The 22,778-nt window shown below is 31.2% G+C and carries 19 protein-coding genes; 8 read left to right on the top strand and 11 right to left on the bottom strand.

Features of this window, described 5'->3' with window-relative positions; all coding sequences use genetic code 11:
- Nucleotides 1-32: 32 nt before the first annotated feature.
- On the bottom strand, nt 33-980 hold the full coding sequence (locus B3040_RS16695) for a helix-turn-helix transcriptional regulator (protein ID WP_291575810.1): 948 nt from the start codon (nt 978-980) through the stop codon (nt 33-35).
- A gap of 126 nt (nt 981-1,106) precedes the next feature.
- Between B3040_RS16695 and B3040_RS16690 the strand changes: the two genes are divergently transcribed.
- Nucleotides 1,107-1,631: a dihydrofolate reductase family protein gene (locus tag B3040_RS16690; RefSeq protein WP_017416552.1), complete on the top strand. Its 525-nt coding sequence runs from the start codon at nt 1,107-1,109 to the stop codon at nt 1,629-1,631.
- A 350-nt stretch (nt 1,632-1,981) separates the two neighbouring features.
- Nucleotides 1,982-2,524, top strand: a complete 543-nt coding sequence (locus B3040_RS16685) for a GNAT family N-acetyltransferase (RefSeq protein WP_291575806.1) — start codon at nt 1,982-1,984, stop codon at nt 2,522-2,524.
- 212 nt (nt 2,525-2,736) lie between these two features.
- On the opposite strand, the gene B3040_RS16680 is transcribed toward B3040_RS16685, so the two are convergent.
- The 9 genes from B3040_RS16680 to B3040_RS16640 all read right to left on the bottom strand — a co-directional run bounded on the left by B3040_RS16680 (nt 2,737) and on the right by B3040_RS16640 (nt 14,873).
- Nucleotides 2,737-3,990, bottom strand: coding sequence for a cation:proton antiporter (locus B3040_RS16680; protein ID WP_291575804.1), 1,254 nt, complete (start codon nt 3,988-3,990; stop codon nt 2,737-2,739).
- An 18-nt stretch (nt 3,991-4,008) separates the two neighbouring features.
- A complete protein-coding gene (locus B3040_RS16675) occupies nt 4,009-4,629 on the bottom strand; it encodes a TetR/AcrR family transcriptional regulator (protein ID WP_291575786.1) in 621 nt (206 codons plus the stop codon).
- Between the two features lie 252 nt (nt 4,630-4,881).
- Nucleotides 4,882-6,720: an acyltransferase family protein gene (locus B3040_RS16670; RefSeq protein ID WP_291575784.1), complete on the bottom strand. Its 1,839-nt coding sequence runs from the start codon at nt 6,718-6,720 to the stop codon at nt 4,882-4,884.
- 443 nt (nt 6,721-7,163) lie between these two features.
- Entirely contained in the window at nt 7,164-8,081 is a 918-nt protein-coding gene (locus tag B3040_RS16665) for a DMT family transporter (RefSeq protein ID WP_291575782.1), read from the bottom strand.
- Between the two features lie 280 nt (nt 8,082-8,361).
- Complete coding sequence (locus tag B3040_RS16660) at nt 8,362-9,519, bottom strand: PucR family transcriptional regulator (protein WP_291575780.1); 1,158 nt, start codon at nt 9,517-9,519, stop codon at nt 8,362-8,364.
- A 67-nt stretch (nt 9,520-9,586) separates the two neighbouring features.
- Nucleotides 9,587-10,726 (bottom strand): GGDEF domain-containing protein, encoded by a 1,140-nt coding sequence (locus tag B3040_RS16655; RefSeq protein ID WP_291575778.1) that lies wholly within the window; start codon nt 10,724-10,726, stop codon nt 9,587-9,589.
- 900 nt (nt 10,727-11,626) lie between these two features.
- On the bottom strand, nt 11,627-12,943 hold the full coding sequence (locus B3040_RS16650; RefSeq protein ID WP_291575772.1) for a GNAT family N-acetyltransferase: 1,317 nt from the start codon (nt 12,941-12,943) through the stop codon (nt 11,627-11,629).
- 144 nt (nt 12,944-13,087) lie between these two features.
- Nucleotides 13,088-14,323, bottom strand: a complete 1,236-nt coding sequence (locus B3040_RS16645; protein ID WP_291575770.1) for an MFS transporter — start codon at nt 14,321-14,323, stop codon at nt 13,088-13,090.
- Entirely contained in the window at nt 14,307-14,873 is a 567-nt protein-coding gene (locus B3040_RS16640) for a winged helix-turn-helix transcriptional regulator (protein ID WP_291575768.1), read from the bottom strand. The genes B3040_RS16645 and B3040_RS16640 overlap by 17 nt, the downstream gene beginning before the upstream one ends.
- A gap of 395 nt (nt 14,874-15,268) precedes the next feature.
- Between B3040_RS16640 and fliB the strand changes: the two genes are divergently transcribed.
- Nucleotides 15,269-16,426 (top strand): flagellin lysine-N-methylase, encoded by a 1,158-nt coding sequence (gene fliB / locus B3040_RS16635; protein ID WP_291575766.1) that lies wholly within the window; start codon nt 15,269-15,271, stop codon nt 16,424-16,426.
- Between the two features lie 22 nt (nt 16,427-16,448).
- The gene (locus tag B3040_RS16630; RefSeq protein WP_291575764.1) at nt 16,449-16,895 is read left to right on the top strand and encodes a GNAT family N-acetyltransferase; all 447 of its coding nucleotides are present in this window, start codon (nt 16,449-16,451) and stop codon (nt 16,893-16,895) included.
- A 284-nt stretch (nt 16,896-17,179) separates the two neighbouring features.
- On the opposite strand, the gene B3040_RS16625 is transcribed toward B3040_RS16630, so the two are convergent.
- Nucleotides 17,180-18,055 (bottom strand): PHP domain-containing protein, encoded by an 876-nt coding sequence (locus B3040_RS16625; protein WP_291575759.1) that lies wholly within the window; start codon nt 18,053-18,055, stop codon nt 17,180-17,182.
- Nucleotides 18,056-18,227: 172 nt separating this feature from the next.
- On the opposite strand from B3040_RS16625, the gene B3040_RS16620 reads away from it, so the two are divergent.
- The 4 genes from B3040_RS16620 (at nt 18,228) to B3040_RS16605 (ending at nt 22,770) form a co-directional block, all read left to right on the top strand.
- The gene (locus tag B3040_RS16620) at nt 18,228-18,923 is read left to right on the top strand and encodes a response regulator transcription factor (protein WP_291575757.1); all 696 of its coding nucleotides are present in this window, start codon (nt 18,228-18,230) and stop codon (nt 18,921-18,923) included.
- Nucleotides 18,901-19,914 carry a sensor histidine kinase gene (locus B3040_RS16615; protein WP_291575755.1) on the top strand — a complete coding sequence of 338 codons (1,014 nt, stop codon included), beginning with the start codon at nt 18,901-18,903 and terminating at the stop codon, nt 19,912-19,914. The genes B3040_RS16620 and B3040_RS16615 overlap by 23 nt, the downstream gene beginning before the upstream one ends.
- Nucleotides 19,915-20,036: 122 nt before the next feature.
- Nucleotides 20,037-20,804, top strand: coding sequence for an ABC transporter ATP-binding protein (locus tag B3040_RS16610; protein ID WP_017416534.1), 768 nt, complete (start codon nt 20,037-20,039; stop codon nt 20,802-20,804).
- Complete coding sequence (locus tag B3040_RS16605; RefSeq protein WP_291575752.1) at nt 20,797-22,770, top strand: ABC transporter permease; 1,974 nt, start codon at nt 20,797-20,799, stop codon at nt 22,768-22,770. The genes B3040_RS16610 and B3040_RS16605 overlap by 8 nt, the downstream gene beginning before the upstream one ends.
- Nucleotides 22,771-22,778: the final 8 nt, after the last annotated feature.

Below are 22,778 nucleotides of genomic sequence, written 5' to 3'. Positions count from 1 at the left end.
AAAATAATGGAGTGTTTATTGTAATCTCACCGTTAGTACAACTCAAGAACTTCTTCAGCTTTTTTTCTAATTTCAGAGATAGCCTCAATTGGTTCAATTATTTCTATTGACTTACCATATCCAAAGGCAAATTCTACACCTTGCCAAAGGGAATCGAATTTAATTATAAGATAAGTATTGTCATCCTTTTCTACGATTTCAGATATAGTTATAAATTGTCTTTCTTTAATATTATTTAATATCTTGGGATTAATTTTAAAAGTAAAAGTAAATTTTGGAATTAAGCTTTTAAAGTTGTTTGTAGAATCTATCCAGTAAATCTTCAAATTAAAGTTATTTGGTCTAGTAAATATATGGGATGTTAATAAAGCACTCTCAATAGAAGTAACTTTATAGGTTTTAATAATGTCATTGTTTATTGCAACTAAATACCAAGTGCCACGTTTGCAAACTAATCCCAGTGGATTTACTTCTACGTCTTTTACTTCATCTTTTTTTCTGTATAATATTTTTAATGTGTTGGAATTCCAGATAGAATTTTGAAGTAATGAAAGAATATCTGTATTTAAGATAGTGTTAGGCTCGTTCCAAGTATTCATATCTACATAAATATAGTTTTGAAGGTTTTCAAATTCTTTTAGTTCATCTGAGGAAGAGTCTCCTAAAATCTTTAGAATTGTAGAGTCTTTAAGCTTTTCCTTACCCAAATCCTCTAAAATTTTATCACCAGTTGGAAGAAATAAAGAGAAAAGTTCATTTTTATTTATTCCGGTAATAGAGGTTTTGTAGTCTCCAATAAGTTTAATTCCTCCATTGATGCCTTTATCAGCTACTATTGGAACTCCAATACCACTAAGAGTATCAATGTCTCTGTAAATAGTTCTAACAGATACTTCAAGTCTTCTTGATAACTCAGAAGCAGTTAACTTTTTATGTATTTGTAGTAACATTAATATAGAAATTAATCTGTCTGCTCTCATAAATTTCCTCCAATTATATGACATAGGATGTCAACTATTATAACGTATAATAAGTTATGAATCAAAGGATAATAGTTATTATTGTAAAACTAAAAATACAATACTCAAATAGGGGAGGAATTTATAATGAAGAGAAAAATAATTTTAAATTTAGCAGTGAGTCTTGATGGTTATATAGCTTCGGAAGATGGTGGATATGATTGGATAGTAGGAGATGGTGATGATACATTAAATACTGAAAAAAAGTATGACTTTGAAAAGTTTGTAGAAGAAGTGGATACTGTAATTATGGGTAAAAATTGTTATGATCAAAATATGCACAAAGATTATAGCAGTAAAAAAGTATATATAGCAACCACAGAAAATATGGAAAATCACGACAATCTTCACTTTATAAGTGGAGATATATGTAAGGTAATTGAAGAGGAAAGAATGAAGGAAGGCAAAGACATATATTTGTATGGTGGTGGAGTTGTTGTTGATAGCTTTATTAAAGCAGACATTATCGACGAATATATCATTGGCATAATTCCTATAATATTAGGCAAAGGAAGACCACTATTTTTAGGAAACAATCCAACAATAAGATTACATTTGGATGAGTACATTACGGACAATGGTATTGTTATTTTAAGATACAGCAAGGTCTAGGAGGTTTTCAAACTTCACTTAATTAGCTATGGTATGTGAATATACTAAAAAACTCTTGTCTATTAGAATTAGGCAAGAGTTTTTTTAAAAAGTATAACTAAATTACTTATTAAAACGTATATTATAGGGATCTATGGTGGAGTTTTAACTTGTTCATTATAAATGAAGTTCATATCTATAAACACTTAAGGGAACCAGGGTAGGACTGATGTATAAGTTAAGTTTAATTTTTGGTTTCCTATATAATGAATTTTACTAAGAAGATTGCTTTTTTCTAATAAAAAATAAATAATAGTAATTATATAAGTTATAACACCATAGATAAGACTAAATAGATAAGGAGAATAATAATGAATAAAGAGTTATTTCATTCATTGGAGGGTAAAAACATTTACTTTAAACCTTTAAAAACTGAGGATGCTCATAAAGTACATGATTATGCATCAGATAAGGAAGTTAAGAAGTATATTGGTTGGAACTTAATGAAGTCCCTTGAAGAAACCACTGAATTTGTTAGAACTATGATAAAACGTGAGGAAGCTGATACTCATCTATACGCATCTGTTGCTTTAAAATCCACAGATGAAGTTATAGGTACAGTAATGTTATTTAACTTTGATAAAATAGCAAATAAAGCTGAAATTGGTTATGTTTTTCATAAGAACCACTGGGGCAAAGGATATGGTGCAGACAGTCTATCCTTAGTGAGTGATTTTGCCTTTGAATCTCTTAAACTACATAAACTACACGCTACTGTAATAGATGCAAACATTGGCTCTGCTAAAATATTAGAAAAGAACGGGTTTCAGTTAGAGGGGAATTTAAAAGATCATTTTTATATAGAAGATCAATACTATGGAGCATTACTTTATGGTAAATTTAATAGCAAATAGATAGTTAGAAATCGTTTATATTTAGTTCATTGGATGTAAGAGTAGTCTTTTTATAAAAGAAAAAAATGCGAAATTGCAGGAGCTTCTAAAGAGCTTCAAAGAAGAACCAAACATTACCAAAAACATACTTGCGAAAAATGATACTCTTTGATTATAAATAGCCCTAATCAAAATGACTAGGGCTATTTTTCTTGCAAAATAATCACTGACATTTAATTGCTAGTAATTATTTTATCTTTGTATTCTACAGATTCTCCTAATTCCCCCGCATATTTAAAACCTTGCTTTGCTAAAATAACAGCAAAAATTTCGTTTATAACAGCAGCAGCAGCTATAGTACCCTGAATAATTTCAGCATATTCTGGTGCAGGTCCGTTTAAGGTGTTCACAGCTATTCCAGTGAAAATTAAAGATACTCCTGAGTGGGGTAAAAGAGTTAAGCCTAAATATTTTTTTACCGTATCAGGAGCGTTACTTGTAACAGCTCCAAAGTAAGAACCACCAATTTTTCCTATGGCACGAGAAATTATATAAACTGCTGTAAACAGACCAGCTCCTATTATTAAATGATAATCTAGTGGCGCTCCAAGGTTTAATATAACTATAATCATAGCTATAGCTATGATTGGATTAACAGCCTCCATTACCTGATTTAACCTTTTCTTTGAAATCATATTAGAAAATACTGCAGAGAAAGTTACTCCAACCAGCATTAGGTTCATAACTGGAGAAGGAAGTATATAGTTATTTATAAAGATGCCCACTGCAGCCGTTCCTAGTATACAACTTAAAGCAATTATTGTTGTACTTTTTCTATTACTTTCTTTTTTTAGAGCTTTTCCTGATATAAAGCCAGTAATTGTTCCCACAACAATAGGTAGCAAAATCATTAATGGCACAAAATACATAGGAAAACTTGTGTCAGAAACAAGTTTAGTAACTATTCCCATTACAATAAAGAATACTAATAAGCCAATAACATCATCTAGTGCTGCTAAAGGGATTAAAGTCTTGGTAACAGGGCCCTTAGCCTTATATTCATTTATAATTGATAGAGAAGGGGCAGGGGCTGTTGCTAAAGCAATTGCACCAAAAATAAAGGCTAAATAAAAGGGAATATCCATAAAGATAAATAAAAGCCCAAAGGCAAGGGTTACAACAAGGAAGGCTCCTAGAGCTTCAGTAAAGCAAATAACTAATATCTGCTTACCAGACTCCTTTAAGTCCTTCCATATTAGCTCAGTTCCTATCATAAGGCCTACTGCAACTTCCCCAAGATTAATTAAAATATGAAACCAAGGTTGATTCATCATATCATTACTCATAAATCCTAGGGCATAGGGGCCAATAATCATACCTGTGATTAACCACCCTAAAATTGCAGGTAATTTAACTTTTGCCACAAGCTTACCAACAAAAATTGCCATAAACACAAAGATAATTAATAAAATTACTTGTTTTAACATAGTCTTTCCTCCAAAGTTTTATTTAATAATTCCATATAAAATTATATTTAACATATGACTAAAAGCTTTATCCTGCTGGGCTATAACATCAGCGTAATTATCTTTTCTTTCTTTATATATAGATTTAAATTTTAGTTGAAGATAATTACCGAATTCTAAAATCATATTTAGAGCATTGTCCTTATATATAGTGTCCTTTAACTGACTACCATCAAGAATTCTATTTAAAAATTTTTTATTTGTATCATCTAGTACCTTTTTTAAGTTTTTTATATCATCCTCTAAACCTTCTGGCGGGTTGAATACTGCTGATATAAAGATTTGGTTATAATAACTATTTTCTTTAAAAAACTCTAATCTTTTATTTAAATAATTATTTAGTTCCACATCTATTCCTCTGCCTTGCCACTGAAAATTTTTCTCCAAATACTTACTTAGTTCCTGAAAGCATTTTTCAGCACAAATTAAAAATAATTCCTCTTTATTCTTGTAATAATGAAACAACAATCCTTTAGAGATATTATTGTTTTTACAAACATTGTTTAAGGATGCAGATACATACTCATTAGTGCCAAATTCTTTAATGCAGCCATTTATAATTTTTTCTTTACTCAATTCATTTTTTTCTTCTCTATTCATATACATCACCTTTCAAACTATGTGGTCTGTTTTTATTTTATCAAAAACAAACCATGTGGTCAATGATTTTTGGTGGAAGGATTTTGAAAGATGAAGATTATAAATTCTAACCTTTAATCCTATACTGTATCGCCTAAGGATAAATTAAATTAATAAACCACCACATTAAGCATGAACTTAATGTGGTGGTTTTGTATCTTAATCAAGGTAAAAAAGTTGTTTTCCATGGTCTTTTATAGTTTATTTTAAACTTTAATTTTCTTTTATAGCTTGTTCTATAAGAGTAGTTAAAACTTCAACTCCTTTAGGCTGAAGATGCACACCATCATCTGCGAAATACTCAGGATGGCTAATTGATGTGGAATACCAATCAATCAAAGTTACATTATCTCTTTCTTCTGCTTTTTTACTCAAAGCGTTGTTAACTTGTTTTTCCCATTGACGTGGAACACGAACGTTTACTAAGTAAATATCAGTTTTATCAAAGGCATCAAGTAAGGTGTTAATTTGACTATCGGTGAAATAACCATTTGTTCCCAGTCCTATAATTACTGCTTTATTTTCAGCATTAAAGTCTGAATATGTAGGTGCAAGTTCAATAGCTTGAAAGAGTTGCCTTCCAACTTTTCCGTCTATGGTGATGTTATTATGTATTTTATGGAGACTTTCCTCAATGTCTAGCATCACAGAATCTCCAATTGCTAGTATTTCATCATAAGATTTAGTGTTAACTGGAGAAATTGGCTCAATTTGTGCAATTTCAGTTATAATTGGATCTTCAATCACCTTGATTTCCTTTGTATGTTTTGGAATGATTTCAGGTTTAAGTAATTCAGCTACATAGGCTTGCTGTTTAGCTCTTGCAACAACTGAACTAAAAAGGTTAACCATTATAAACATAGAAAATACTACTGTAATTGCAAGGCTCCTAGAAAAAGATATCTTTTTAAATTTTAACTTATCTAACTTTAACTTATTAATTGGATTATGTTTTTTATAAAACTCCCTAAACCCATACTTTTGTATAGGTATTTCTATGTACTGATAAGAAACCTCGGCAATAATAAAGGTAAAAAGTATTTGGAGGAATATACGAATTTCAGTGTAATTTCCAGTTTCAGCAGCTGGTGTAGTTAAAATAATAATAGGATAATGCCAAAGATAAATTCCATAGGATCTTTTACCAATTAAGCTAAGAGGCTTCCAGGAAAGTAAGTGACCTAAGTAGCTTTTAGGATTACATATGCAAGCTGTAAGTATTGCTGCATTTAAGCTAAGTAGAAGCATACCACCTCTATATAAAAAGCTTTCATATTCATTGACGAAGATTACACTGAGAATAAACACTGTGAAGGTAATCATACTTGTAATATTTAAGGTTTTTATTTTTTTTGTATTAGTTTTAGTGGATAAAACTTTTTTTATTGGAAAAAGCATAGCCATATAACAGCCTATTAGTAATTCAAAGGCTCTAGTATCTGTGCCATAATATACACGGCTAGGATCCAAACCTGGTTTATACATTATACCCATAAGTATTCCTGAACCTAAAGCTAGCATAAAAACAAAGTTAGCAAACTTAATTCTGCTTTTAAAGAACTTAAGACCTATTAATAGAGCAATTGGCCAAATAATGTAAAACTGTTCTTCTATAGCTAAGGACCAAAGATTTTTCAGTGGAGAAGGGGAATTAAAACTATCGAAATAAGAAACTTTGTGAAAAATGAACCACCAGTTGCTTCCGTAGATAATAGAGGAGAGCCCATCTGATAAAACTGTAGTTATGAATTTCCTATTAAAAAGTGTTACCCATATAAAGGTGGTGGTAATCATTGTCAATACAGCTGGTAGCAATCTTCTAATTCGCTTAGTCCAAAATTCTCGTAAACTAAATTTATCTCTGCTTTCTAACTGTGGTAGTATTTTTGAGGTTATGAGATAACCAGATATAACAAAAAACACATCCACTCCTAAGAAACCACCCATAGCAAAACTTAAATTAAAGTGGTAACTAATAACTGCTAATACTGCAAAAGCACGAAGTCCATCTAAGCCAGGTATATACTGACCATTCTGCATATTTTTCAACATATAAATAACAACTCCTTAACTAACTGTCTTAAAATATTTTTAATAAATATTTACATACCTATTGGTTGTCCTAACAATCACATAGAAGTACTAAAAAAAGTTTTTATTTCTTTAAATAATGAACAAGTTCATTTTATATAGTGACTTTGGAAGGGGATTTTGCTTCCATAAAAATTAAATTTTAACTAAGGCCTTCCACTTCTTACAGAAGTATCACTGAAATCCATGTAAGTACAATATTCTAGTTAAGCTAAAAATAACCATTTATAACATACGAAATTTCAAGTTAATAAATTGGGGTGAAAAATGAAATTATTTGTCGAATAATGTAATAATTCGCAGCATTTTAAGTGTTTCAAGTTATATAATTAAAAAAATCCCCCAATCCTAAAAAGGAATTGAGGGATTTTGTAACTTTGAATATTTATCTATTAGAGCGTTTTTTAATCTACTGCCTCACTGACGAGGGCTTTTTCTGGAGAAAATTTTATTTGTGATACAAGTATTCCTGCAAGGATAAGAGCACAGCCAAGATATCCTCTGCCACTCATACTTTCTCCAAGAAGAACTGCACCACCAATGGCACCAAAAACCGATTCCATACTTAATATAATTGCAGCATGGGAAGGTTTAGCATCCTTTTGTGCTACTACCTGAAGGGTATAAGCTACTCCTACTGAAAGAAGACCGCCGTAAAGTATAGGTATAAAAGCACTTGAAATACCACTGATTGTTATATCTTCAAATATGAAAGCAGTTATAAGACTCAAAATAGAGCAAGTTGCAAACTGCATAAAGGAAAGCTTTAAAGGATCTATTCGTTTTGTAAAGTTATCTATTGCCAATATGTGTACAGCCCAGAAAATTGCGCCTATAACCTCAAGAAGATCACCATAGCTTATGCTGAAATTTTCATTTATACTTAAAAGATAAAGTCCTATAATTGCAAGTATAACTCCAACCCAGGAGTTTTTACCAATTTTATGTTTTAAAAATATGCCTATAATTGGAACGAACACCATGTAAAGCCCTGTTATAAAGCTTGCATTTCCTACTGTTGTATAGAAAAGTCCCACTTGTTGAAGGGTTGCACCAGCATATAAAATCAAACCCACCAATATTCCAGGGAGTAACGTGGCTTTTAAATTTGGTTTTTCTGTACTTTCCTCACTATTTTCTTTTCTTTTATCTAAAAAAATAATTAAAGGTACTAGTGATAGAGCTCCAAGAGCAAACCTAATTCCGTTGAAAGTGAAGGCTCCTACAAATTGGGAACCTACTCTTTGTGCAACAAAGGCAAAGCCCCAAATTGCAGCGGTAAGAATTAGAAGCAGATTAGCAATTAATCTTTTATTATTCATTTAATCATCTCCTTTATTACACAAGATTTTTTATTCATTACTTTAATAATACCATTTTTTTCACTTGAATTTATTTGTACGAAATATAAATATAGTGATGAATTTTTGTACTTTGTACAATAGTGCTTTTATAAAGTTAGGTAATATAAAAAGAACCTTAGAAATATGCTTATTCTATAGGTTCTTTAAATACTTTAAGAGTTTACAGTGAGTATGAAATAATACTTCACATATTAGGCTTATCATTTTTTTCAAATACCGTAGAACTTTTTACTTCAGTCTACAGGTTATATATCTTATACAACTTTACTGCAATTGACAGCTGCTCATAGAAGCTTCCTTCACAATCCTCCATGTTTAACAGTTCTTTTATTTTACCGATTCTATATCTAATTGTGTTTTTATGCAAAAACAATGTGTTTGCAGTTTCAATTATTTTTCCATCGTTTTCAATATATTTTATGGCTGTATGAAACAGCTCACTATTGTATTTTTCATCATAACTTTTAATAGGGTGTAGTATTCTATTGTAAAAGCCTTGCATCCAAGTCTCATCTACAAAGGGCATAAGGATGCTGAAAATTCCAATGTCATTAAAATAGTTGAAGGTTAGAGTGGAAACCTCACCAGTTTTTTGAGCAAAAAGGCTCTCCTTTATTCCTTGATCTAATTCCACAAGGGTGGAGTGGAGGCTACTTACTCCAATATAGTAATCTAAAACCTCAATGCCAAGGGTATTTATTAGATGATCTACACTGTTTTTAAAGTTTCTTAGATCTATCCTATCCTCAGTAAAAATAATCAATAACCCATTTCTGTATTTCAAAGCAGTGCTGTGAAGTCCAATTATCTTTTTTCTTTTTAGCCTCTCAATAGAGCTTATTATAATATCGCTATGAATATATTTTATATTTTTGCAATAAACCACAAAAAAGTTTTCTTTAAAGCTGCTGTTAATTTCTAAGGCAATTTCCTTTACAGTGGTTTTATTTAGACTCTTTTTAATAAGAATATCAATTTTCGATTCCATTAGTTCATGATTTTCTGAAAACCTTATTTTATCCATTACCTCCGTAATAATATCTTCAAAATAAACACTATTATCAAAGATAAATATAGGAAAGGAATTTTTATTTGAATAATCTATAACCTCCATGGGGAGATCCTTATAATAAATATTCTTGAAGGCTAAACCACTGGCACCATCTTTAATTAATTCTTTAACAGCTTCCAATATAAACTCTGGATTATCCCTTGCAAATAAAAGACTAGTAAGGACAAATTCCCCTTTATTAAAGACCCACTCTGATTTGGAGAAGAATTCCCAATCAAGTATGCCAACTTTCTCAACTTCCCTGTTTAGCCCACTGATGCCTGAAATTAATCTAAAGTTTTTAAAGGTTTCTAGTTTTGTTGCTTCAATTATAGTTATAGCCATGTAAAACTCTCCTTTCCATTAGAAGCTTTGTAGTAAATCAATTAGGTGTTCAAATTATAGGGAGTTTTTATTTGCTTACACAGTTTCTACCTTTTTTCTTAGCTCTGTACAGAGCCTTATCAGCTCCTTTTATTACATCCTGTGGGTACTTAAATTTACTGTTTTTTTCACATACTCCAATACTTATAGTAACAAATAATTTACTTGAATTTGTAGATTTAGCTTTGGATTTTTGACCTTTTGAGGATTTTTTTGTGTATGCTGCTTTAGAAATTTGTTCGCGTAAGCTTTCCAAATGGGGTAATGCGTCATTTATAGATTTACCTGGAAACAGAATTGTAAATTCTTCCCCACCATAACGAAAAGCTTTTCCACCACCTGTGACCTGTACTAAGTTGGAAGCTACTAATTTTAAAACATCATCTCCAACATCATGTCCATATTTATCATTGAATTTTTTAAAAAAATCAATATCCACCATTGCAATAACATATTTAGTTCCTAGTTTCAGCAAGTCCTCCCTAAGGGCACGACGAGAAGGAATTCCCGTAAGTTCATCAAGATATGCCATAGAGTAGGAGTCCTCAATGATGCTGATAATTAACATTAAACCAGCAGCACTTAAAAATATAGAAAAAGATAACTTATCATTACTGAAAAAGAGAGCTATGAAAACGGAAATAAGGACACCTATTAATTGCACTGCAAAGACATTTTTTTTCACATATGCTTTTATTATTAAAAATATTACAGCTAAAAAGAATGTTAGTAAAACTGTTTGATTCATTAAAGTTTTTTCTAAAGGGGCATTAATGAATTTAAAATTCAAAATCTTAAGTATTGATGAATTGGCTAGTATAGCAATTTTATGTATAACAAACAACTCGATTAATATAAACGCAATACGTATTTTTCCCCACATAGAGAATAAGCCTCTCTCCTTTAAGTGCGAGAAAATAATAATATTAATAGGTATAAGAATGCACATGGCGGGGTAAAGGATTTGATTATAATTTGTATTGGTTATTGAAAGTTTTGAATAATAGTTTAAAAATAATTGAGATAAGGTAAGTAGCAAAATTATCAAAAAAACCCTTCCTCGATTAAAGCGAATGCTTAAGATGATTCCTAACCCAAAAATAACATATGATAAATACTTAATAACAAGTATAACAGGAGGTGTGAATGAAGGAATTTTCTTAATCACAAAAAAACACCCCGAAAGAATAAAAAGATAAGTAATATATGATAAGACTGTTTTAAAATTAATTTTCACTAAAGTTAGACCTCCTTTTATTGTGCGCATACATTAGACGTAGTTTAAAAAGATACTTTGTGGATAAAGTCTACAAAATAAATTTCGGCTATTTAGAAAGAATCTTTAGCTTTGGAATATATTAGGTAGTAATATCACTAGATGGTTAGATTAGTGGAAGATATTTAACTCCAATGGAAAGGTATACTGAGGATAGAGAAGGTATTTTAAACCGCCTCATTCTTTTTTATGAAATAAGAGTGAGGTTTTCGGTACTATATAAAGCTGATAAAATATATTTCAACCCTATGTTTTTGTTTTTCAATCAATGTATTTTGAAATATTTAGCTTAAATTCTTAGGAAAGCTTTAGACATCTTCAAACAAGCAAATAAGTATAAGTAAGAAGATTTTATTAATATTCCTAGAAGGGAAGGAAGTAGAAAAGCCTGGGGAGAAACTACTAAGAGTAAAAAGGAAACCACTGATAGAAATATAAATATCTAAAAGAAATACCAAGAGGGTGTATCTATAAAATCACTTTCTGAGATGTACTTTTTATCAATGAAAAGTATACAAGGAATTATTTTAAAAATGAAAAGAGAAAATGAATAAAATTTAAAGGCTTATCTCAGTAAGATAAGCCTTATTTCGTTACATACAATGAAATTAGGTTACTTCATTAATATAGCTAATTCTATTATGCATTTTCTTTAATATAAGTAATCTAAAATTATCTTATATATAAATAACAGTACATATTTCTTTACAAAAATATACCAATATGCAAAAGTTCAGTGAAAAGCCATACTTCAGTCATTGTACCTTTTTAAAGAAATTACTAAATGATATTTTATTGTTTCTCTTCTTTACTAAAATCACAGTGAATAAAGCCAACTTTAATGTATAGCTCCAATTCTGATTCAACTGAATTAACAAAACATAAATACATATCATGCTCTTTTACCTTTTTAAGTGCTTGTGTTAAGGTCACTCCAACAAACTCATCCTTATGAGCTTTTTCAGTTGTTGAAACCAGATATATACCGCAAAGATCATCATATAATCTTAAAAAGGCAGCGGTAGAAACTGGTTTCCCATTAATAGTTCCTAAAATCAACCTAAATTCATAATCCTCATTAGATACAATTTCCATTAATTTATCAAGGAATTCACTTCTTCTATCAACATTGATATCTAATCCTTCTGCAAGGGTTGTACACCAAATATGCTTTTTCTCCATGGTGTCAGAAACTTCAGTTTTGAAATCTTCCGAAATTTCTATGGAGTCACTTTCATTTCCATTAAGAATATACAAGCAGTGGGACTCTTCAGTGATAGCTGGCAAATCTTCTCTCAAAGCTTTAGTAGCTTCTTGGAATTTCTTATCACATTCATCTTGCCAATCTGTAAACACTTTAGGGGTTCCTGAAATTATTCCAAACCAATCAGTGTAAACTCCTTCATGTATAAATCCACATTTTTTTGCAAGTCCTGGAGACATGTTGTTCCCATCTACAATTGTAAGGAAGGGCACATGACCTGACTTTAGTATCTTGTTAGTAAGGTCAAGAGTAACCTGTTCTGCATAACCTCTTCCTCTGTATTCTTCCTTAGTGTACATAATACCCATTGAATTATCGTTATGAATAAGTACCCAGGAAGCAATGTCACCATCAACATATATGGCAGAAGAAGGTCTGTTTTCAATATCATCTTTTATTTTGTCAAGGCTTATTTCGTCTTTGTAAGTGTAGTAATGGTTTATAATTTCTGCATCTTTTATATCAATTGGCGTCACTTGATTTTTAATTCTACTTAAATCAACTTCCTTCTCAGGATAATAATAAAGTGCATTCAAGCTTTCCCAATTAACCAAGAAATTACTTCTTATTTTTTCAGCTATAGGCCTGTGTACTGCTCTGAAGCCATAGAAGCCATCCTCTTTATACAAGGTATCAAGAACTTCATTAAGAAAATCATCATTTTCCGTATATAAGCTACTAAAATAATCTTTTCTTGCTACAACTCCAGTAGGGTTGGCTTCATCATCAACATAAACTTCAGCATCAGGTACATTTTCTAAAAAACCAATTAAGTTAAGATTTATAAGTTTATTTTTACTTAAAAATTCATATATTTGCTTTCCATAGGTAGTTTTAATTATCATATGTATCCCCCCATAAATTAAACCAGCATTGGGTAGACTCTTTAAAAAGTCCACATATGTATAATTCTACCATTTAGATTAGTGGTTTCAAAGTTATTTTTGAAAGGCTTTGAACACTACTTTAATTTTTTCGTGAAAGATATTTTAATTGCTTCTAAACTCCTTATTAAAAAGAGGGAGCAAGCAAATAATAAACATAATTACTCCAATGGCTATGAAGGTATACTGCACATTTAAACTTTCGCCAATAATTCCTGAGGCAGCAAAGCCCACTGGCATTCCAATCAATCCAATAGTTTGCATGGTGGAAATAACTCTTCCCATTTTTTCTTTTGGGGTATGAGTTTGTATTACTGACATGCCTGTTGCAGAAATTATAGGTAGACAAACCCCCATGAGAGCACTAAAGATTACAGCTAAAAATAAGGTATTAACGAAGCCCAGTGCTATAATACTTCCAGCAAAAACTAAGAAACCAGCTATTATAACAGTACTTTTCTTAAATTTATGACCTATTTGACCCACAAGAAGTGAACCAAGTACAGTTCCTACCATTACACCTATTCCCATTATGCTATAGCCTTGCTCTCCAGAATTTAAGATTTTATCAGAATACACTGGCATAAGCACATTAAAAGGAGCCAAAAGTATGTTTATAGCTGCACCAATTATCATATTAATAAAAATTAGTGAATTTGTTTTTATAACCTTTAACCCTTCAAAGAGTTCTGAAAAAAACTTGGAAAAATTAAGCCTTTCAGTACTGCTTATAACCTTTTCTATTTTTGCAATTAAAGCAGTTATACCTGATATTATAAAGGTTGCTGCATCTATTAAAATTGCAACTCCTACGCCCCAAAGCCCGATTATGGCAGCAGCAATTCCCATACCTAAGATTTCAGCAATAGCCCCAGAGGCTTGACTTAAGGAATTTGCTGTTAGGTAGTGTTCCTTTTTAATTAATACCTGCATTGCACTTGAACGGGCAGGGGAGGAGAATACCTCACAAATTGAATTAAAAAAGGCAAAGGCAAAAAGTTGCCACACTTGCAAACTGTCCACCATAAATAAAATTGCAATTATGGCTGTAGAAATTCCTCTAAGGAAATCCATTAACACCATTACCTTCTTTTTATCCATTCTATCCACAAAAACACCAGCAGCCATTCCAAATAAAGAAGGAATAGCACTAACTGCCATTACTGACCCCATTAAAAGTGTAGAGCCTGTAAGTTTATACATAAGCCACATAAAGGCTATTCCGTCTAGGGCATCTCCAAATCTAGATATTGTTCTACCTATCCAAACCTTTAAAAAATCAGGATATTCTTTTAAAACTATAAACCCATTCTTTTTAGTTACTTCAACACTCGCTTCCATTCTCAATATCCCCCTCAACATCATGCTTTCTAAATAATGCATAGCCAAACATATAGGCTCTCGCATTCTCTCTTTGTTCCTTATCTTTCATATACCCTGTAATAAGCTCAGTAAGCTCTTCTACTTCCTCATCTGTTAAGTAAGTTAATCCATAGTTTAATTGCTTCTTTTCACCTTTAGTTTTACTTTTCATTGATTCTAAAAAATCTTCATGCATTATGGAAATCAAGTTTTCACTTGCTTTTTCATATTCGTCTTCCTCAAGTATCCCAATATCTTTTTTTACTTTAAATATTTCTGCTGTTGGAAGATAGAACTTCTCTATAATGCCACCTTTTTCTTTGGTTTCAACAATTTCTAAAACTCCGATTTTCTCTAGTTCCTTCACATGATAATGAACCTTCGAAGGTACTTCCTTAAGCTTCACTGCCATTTGCTTTACTGTTAAAGATCCACTTTCTTTATTAAATAAAACTAGTATCTTAAATCTGAAAGGGTCGGAAATCACCTTTATTTCTTCTAATGTGCTTAATACTTTTTCTTTTCGCATAATTCACCTCAAATAAATTTTATCGATAAAATAAATTTTATCGAGTAATATATTTTTATTATATGCATAATGTTTATCTTTGTAAACAGTTATTTTGAAATTTTCTGAATATTATTTTACTAACTACTTTACGATTTTTAATAAGCTATTGTAGAGGCTCAGAAGTGTTTTAGTTGAAAAATTTCTCGTCAAGCTTCTTAGGTACTTGATGATATTTTCAATTGGTACTAAAATTAAGTAATGACTTTAAGAATACTTAAAAAGGAAATTCTTTCATACCATAAGAAGAGTCCTTGAGTAAAAGTATCCTTTAGAGAGGTTAAAGCTCCTAACAAAGCCTCTTAAGAATGAATTAATTTATTAAATTTTTAAAATATAAAGGATAGGGATAAAAAATGAAACTTCGGGTACCAGATTATTTAAAAGAATTCAAATGTATAGCTTCACAATGCGAAGACACCTGCTGTGCTGGGTGGGAAGTTGTAATTGATGAGGATTCCTATAAAAAATATAAAAAAGCAAAGGGCGAATTCGGAAAGAGGCTCCGTAGTGAGATAATCTACCGTGAGGGAGAAAACATATTCACTTTAAAAGGGGATAACTGTGCCTTTTTAAATGAAAATAAAATGTGTGATTTATATATCGAACTTGGAGAGGATAGTCTTTGCTATACCTGCAAAATGTATCCAAGACATATAGAGGAATTTGGAAGTCTTCGTGAGATAGGCATATCCTTATCTTGTCCAGAAGCAGCAAGATTAATATTAAGACATAATAAAAAAGTGGAATTTGAAGTCAGTGAAATTCAGGAAGAAATCACTTCCTATAATGATATTGATGCTCTACTCTTCATGAATCTTCTGCAATGCAGAAAAGTAATTTTTCATATTCTTCAAAACCGTAATATTAAGCTGGAACATAGAATTTCTACAGTGCTTAAATTTACTGATGAAGTTCAAGAAAGAATTGATGAAGAAAATCTAATGGGAATAAAACCTGTTATGGAGAAATACTTAGATAAGGATTTTATAAAAAACTTTATTAATAGCTTGGATAAGTATAAAGATAAAAAGATGGTTAAATACCATAACATTGAGGAATTATTTAAAGTCTTTAAGGAATTAAAACATATAAACCCTAATGATCCTTTGGGGTTAGAGGAGGTTTTAAAGTGTTTTTGGCAAAGCAATGGTGAGGAACAGTTTTATTTAGACAAACATAAAGGGTTTAACCAGTATTATGAAGATAATATGTATAAGTTTGAAAATCTATTAGTTTACTTTATATTTAGATACTTTATGAAGGCTGTTTTTGATTGTGATGTGGCTGCTAAGGTAAACACAGCAGTGGTGAGTTACTTAATGATTAAGGAATTGTTTGTATTTAGGTGGGCACAAAATGGAGAACTTACTGCTGAGGATGCAGTTAACATAATGCATATGTACTCCAAAGATATTGAACATTTAGAAGAAAATATAGAAACCTTAGCAGAACTTTTTAAAATTAATCCTGTGTTTAAATTAGAGGAACTTTTGATTATGGTGATGAATTAGAAAAAATTAAAGGGGGATAATCATGAATAATATAATTGATATTACTTATGATGAAATTGAAGTAATTAAAGATCTTTGGGAAAAAAATAGACAGTATCATGAAAGTAGTTCAGAATACTTTAAGGAATCATACCGCATAATGAACTTTGATGAGAGAATTAAAGCTTTTTCTGTGTTTAATAAGGATACAATGAAAATATCTGTTGCGAAAAGAAATGACGAATATATTGGGTATTGCATATCAACGGCAATCGATGGTACGGGGGAGATACAATCACTTCACGTTAATGAGACTTACAGAGGTAATGGAATAGGAAAGAAACTTGTAGATAAACATATAGAATGGATGAATGAAAAGAACTGTAAAGTTATTGGGGTAACAGTATCACAGGAAAATGAATCTACAATAAGGTTTTACTCGAAATTTGGGTTCTATCCAAATACCTTATATATGCAAAGAAAGTCCTAATCAATTTTGATTAGGGCTTTTTTTAGTCCTTATTTAATACCATCATGACACAATTCTATTGTGTTATATAAATTTTTAGATTAATTGACCACGAGAGAATAGTGTAATTTTGCTAGTTAAATTTCAATCTATTCATTTATAAACCTTTTAAGCAAATAGGTAGGTTCATATAAAAATTAACTTCTAATCTTTATCATCTACATATAGATAAGCCACTTTGGGGAAAGCGTTGTGTGGAGATTAAAGCAATTTCTCTATATGTAAAGGAGAAAATAAGGCAGTTATTATATAACATTACTTGGAAGCCAAGGCTTTAATATGTCAAAAGGTATCTTTGTATCAATAACACTTTCTCCCATTTTCACAGTAGGCTTCAGCTTTCCATGATAATCACTTCCACCAGAGGCATAAAGGTTATGTTTCTTGCAATAATTAAGCAATTGTTTTGTTTTTTCAATAGAATGAAGAGAATGATAACATTCTATTCCATCAAGAGCATTTAAGGATATTATTGAGTTTAAAAAATCTTCATGATTATCTGCGTAATATCCATAAAGGTGTGCAAGAAAGGATTTTCCACCTGCCTGTTTTATTAGTGCAGCGACTTCTTTCACTGTGAAACAATCCTTCAGCATATCAATATAAAATGGACTATCTACATTATTTACACAAGTTCTATAAAATACATTAATGCTTTCATAGACTTCCTTGCCAAGATATTTTTCATTTTCAGGGTATTTTCTAAGATCATTATGGATTATTTGTGTTGCAAAATATTTCCCTTTAATTGATAAATTATCACTGCATTTAAGGTTAAGATTTCTGCATATTTCTACTAGTTTTTTTAGATGATCATTTTCCTTCTCATAAAATTTATCATCTGAAACTATTGCCATTGAGCTTATCATATCAAAATCTATGCCATAGCCTAATATTTCAATTGGTTTTCCCTTGTGTACAGCTGAAAATTCACAACCAGGGATAATCTTACCCTGAAAGTAGTTATGAATATTAATATCTCTTAGCTTTTTATAAGCTCCAATGGAGTCATGGTCTGTAATAGAAATATATTCTAACCCAAGTTGTTGTGCTTTAATAAGGATATCTTTAGGCTCATCGGAACCATCTGAAGTTGTGGTATGTATATGTAAATCTATCATAATTTTTGTAGCTCCTTTATTTATAATTACATATTTAATTTTATATAACTTTAAAGGGTAATACAAGAAACAAGAAGTTTATGAAGGGTTATTATGAGAATTTAACCGCTAATTTTAAATATGGTATAATTAGGTTGTTATTTGAAAAAAAGAGTATTTGAGGAGAAAATAAATGTATAAAATTCTTATAGTAGAAGATGATTTAATAATTGCTAAAACAGTAAAAAATCATATAAAGTCCTGGGGATATGAAGCAGAATGTATAACTGACTTTAAGGATGTTCTCTCTTTTTTTGCTTCCTATGATCCTCAGCTTATTCTTTTAGATATTACTCTGCCTTTTTGTAACGGCTTTCACTGGTGTAATGAAATTAGAAAGGTTTCAAAGGTACCTATTATCTTTATATCATCTGCTTCAGATAATATGAATATAGTTATGGCTATGAATATGGGTGGAGACGATTTTATAGCAAAACCCTTTGACCTTAATGTGCTAACTGCAAAGGTCCAGGCACTATTACGCCGTACTTATGATTTTGCAGGACAGACTAATCTTCTTGAGCATAGAGGTGCAATACTTAATACCAGCGACTCCACTTTGAATTTTAAGGGAAATAAAATTGAGCTATCGAAAAATGAAAACAGGATACTGCAGGTTCTTATAGAAAACAAAGGCAAGACTGTGTCAAGAGATACTATTATGACAAGGCTTTGGGAAACAGATAGTTATATAGATGACAACACCTTAACTGTCAATATAACAAGGCTGCGCAAGAAATTGCAGGATATAGAATTATTGGATTTTATTAAAACTAAAAAAGGTGTAGGATATATGGTGGAATCATATGAAGAAAAAAGACGTTTTTAATCTTGTGCTTTTTTATTTAAAAGCTCGACTAAAAGGAAGTATTCTTTTGATTTTGTGCTGTTTAACCTTCGCACTGGTATTTTTCTTATATAATGTTCCTACAGAACCCGTAGTCTATGCTAGTGTTCTCTGCGCAATTGTAGCAGTTGTTCTTCTAATTATAGATTTGCTAAGTCTATACAGGAAGCATAAACTACTTCAGGACTTAAAACAGAGTATTGCTTTGAATTTTGATAATCTTCCTCAGCCTAAGGACATAATTGAAAGAGATTACTACGATTTGCTTACTATTATTTATAAGCAAAATCTTGGAATTACTCATAATGCAGAGGTAAATCAAAGTAACTTAATAGATTATTACACTTTATGGGCTCATCAAATTAAGACCCCTATTTCAGCAATACACTTAATCCTTCAGACAGAAGACAACGAATTAAGCTCAGAACTTTCTACGGAGCTATTTAAGATTGAACAGTATGTAGAATTTGTATTGCAGTACCTGAGACTTGAAAGCATGTCATCTGATCTTGTGTTAAAAAGTCAAAGTCTTGATAATATAGTAAAGCAAGCAGTGAGAAAATATGCAAGAATGTTTATAAGGAAGAGGATTAAGATGGACTTTAAAGACCTAAATTGTGAGGTTTTAACCGATGAAAAGTGGCTATTATTCGCTATTGAGCAGCTTTTATCAAATGCCTTGAAGTATACTAGGGAAGGCACTATTTCAATATATATGGATGGTGCTTCTGAAAAGATTCTTGTTATAGAAGATACGGGTATTGGTATAAAGGAAGAGGATTTAGCGCGTATATTTGAAAGAGGGTTTACAGGTTATAATGGGAGATGGGATAAGCGGTCTACGGGTCTTGGGTTATACCTCTGTAAGCAGATTCTAAATAAGCTTTCCCACGGTATAAGCATAGAATCAAGGGTTGATGAAGGCACAAAGGTAAAAATTAATTTAGAAACAATTCAGGTGGGTATAGAATAAATTTTTATTTCAACCTTACGAAGACGTAAGGTTATGGGAAGAAGTGTAAGCCAAAGTTAAGGTAGACATTTCTTCCTTTTGTTATACTGAACAGGATAAGAATTTTGGAGGTTGAATAAATAATGTCAATATTAGAAGTAAAAAAACTTAAAAAAATATATACCAGTCGTTTTGGAGGAAATCATGTTCAAGCCTTATCTGATGTATCATTTTCAGTGGAAAAAGGTGAATATGTAGCTATCATGGGGGAGTCTGGATCAGGTAAAACTACACTGCTAAATATTATTGCAGCTCTTGATAAGCCTACAAATGGAGAGGTGGTTCTTAATGGCATAAGTAGCAGGAACATCAAGGAAAAGGAAATATCTAAATTTCGTCGTGATAATTTAGGTTTCGTATTTCAGGATTTTAATCTTCTGGATACTTTTTCATTGAAAGATAATATATTTTTGCCCCTTGTTTTATCTGGGAAAGCCTTTGATGAAATGAATGACAGGTTAAAACCTATAGCAAAGAAGCTTAGCATAGATGGTATTTTGGAAAAATATCCTTATGAAGTTTCTGGAGGTCAAAAGCAAAGAGCTGCCGTTGCTAGAGCTTTAATAACGAGTCCACAGCTTATCCTTGCAGATGAGCCTACAGGAGCATTAGATTCTCACTCTAGTGATGAGCTTTTGCGTTTATTTAATGATATAAATAAAGAAGGCCAAACTGTAATAATGGTTACTCACAGTACAAAAGCAGCCAGTCATGCAAGTCGCGTACTTTTTATTAAGGATGGAGAAGTATTTCATCAGCTCTATAGGGCTTCCATGTGTCAGGAAGAAATGTATCAAAAGATTTCTGATACCCTTACTATAATTGCTACAGGCGGTGATCGATTTGAGTAAGATGTTCTATGAAAAGTTGGCTGTAACTAATATTAAAAAGAATGGAAAGACCTACTTTCCATATATGTTAACTTGTATCTGTATTACTGCTATGTTTTATATTATGGAGTTTATATCTGTAAATCAAGGCTTAGAAGTTATGTCTGGGGGAGACCAACTTAAAACTATACTGAAATTTGGAACTTATGTTATTGGGTTCTTCTCCGTAGTTTTTCTTTTTTATACCAATAGCTTTCTTATTAAAAGGCGTAAAAAGGAACTTGGGCTATATAATATACTAGGTATGGAGAAAAAGCATATTGCTAAAGTGTTGTTTTGGGAAAACTTTTTCGTAGCCCTTATAACTATGGCATTAGGACTTCTTTTAGGAATTGCATTAAGCAAGCTGATGTTTTTAGTGCTTCTTAAGATTTTGAATTTTAAGGTACCCATGGGTTTTTTTATTTCAAAACAGTCTTTATTTAAAACCGCTGTCTTATTTGGGGTTACTTTTGTCTTAATCCTTATGAATAATCTAAGACAGATCCATCTCTCAAACCCTGTAGAACTTCTCAAAGGCGGTCAAGTTGGGGAAAAAGAGCCAAAGACAAAGTGGATTCTTACCATAATTGGACTTCTGAGTCTAGGAACAGGTTATTATATTGCCCTAACTACAGAATCTCCTTTAGCAGCACTAAGTAGCTTTTTTATGGCTGTAATTCTTGTTATGGTAGGAACTTGGGCTCTATTTACTGCAGGAAGCATAGCTCTTTTAAAAGCACTTAGAAAGAATAAGAAATTTTATTATAAGACCAATCATTTTATAAATGTGTCTGGTATGATTTATAGAATGAAGCAAAATGCAATAGGACTTGCTAACATTTGTATTCTTTCAACCACTGTTCTAGTAATGGTGTCCACTACAGTATCCTTATATATTGGTATGGAGGATGTGCTTAGAACAAGATACCCAAGGGATATTTCAATAAGCGCAAAAAACATTTCAAAAGATAAGTCAGAAGAACTTACTTCTATGATAAAAGAGCAGGCAGAAAAACAGGGCGCTGCTGTGAAAAATATAGTTAAATATCGATCTTTAGATTTAGCTGTAATACAAGATAAAAATTACTTTACAGATAACCGCAATGAATTGGACATGAACAATGTAGGCTTCTTAGAATTTATACCTCTAAGTGAATATAATGAAATGGAAAATAAGTCTATTACTTTAAAGGAAGATGAAGTGCTTCTTTACACTTACAGAGGCGAAATAGCTGAAGATAGTATTAATATCTTAGGTAATGAGTTTAAAATAAAGGAACATATAAATACTATGACAGTAGATGGAATTGCTTCTTCTGTAATTTCAAATGGTTACTTTGTTGTGGTTCCTAACGAAAATACAATTAAAAAAATATTCAGTTCAAGTACGGAGGCTTCTAAAAATATTGGTGAATTATCTTATTACTTTGCCTTTGATACTGATAGCAATGCTGAAGAGGAAATTGCATTGACTAAAGAGATTAATAGCAAAATAAAAGAGTTATCTGTTGATGGGAACTGTGAAGGTTTGGAAGAATCTAGAGTATCTTTCTTTTCTGTCTACGGAGGTCTTTTCTTCCTAGGTATATTCCTTGGAGCACTCTTTATTATGGCCACAGTGCTTATTATCTACTACAAACAAATTTCAGAAGGCTATGATGATAAGGAACGCTTTGAAATTATGCAAAAGGTTGGAATGAGCAAGGCCGAAATAAAGAAATCAATTAACAGCCAAGTGCTTATGGTATTTTTCCTTCCGCTTTTCACAGCTATTATACATATTGCTTTTGCCTTTAAAGTTATAATAAAACTTTTGGAAGTATTAAATCTCACTAATGTTACACTGTTTGTATATTGTACAGCAGGAACAATTTTTGTCTTTACTATTTTTTATGGTATTGTGTATGTTCTTACTTCAAAAGTTTACTACAAAATTGTTAGTTGATTTATTCA

Source organism: Clostridium sp. UBA4548 (assembly GCF_002387895.1).
Classification (GTDB): Bacteria; Bacillota; Clostridia; order Clostridiales; family Clostridiaceae; genus Clostridium_J.
The sequence above is the reverse complement of the archived record's forward strand: the minus strand, read 5'-3'. Positions and strand labels throughout refer to the sequence as shown.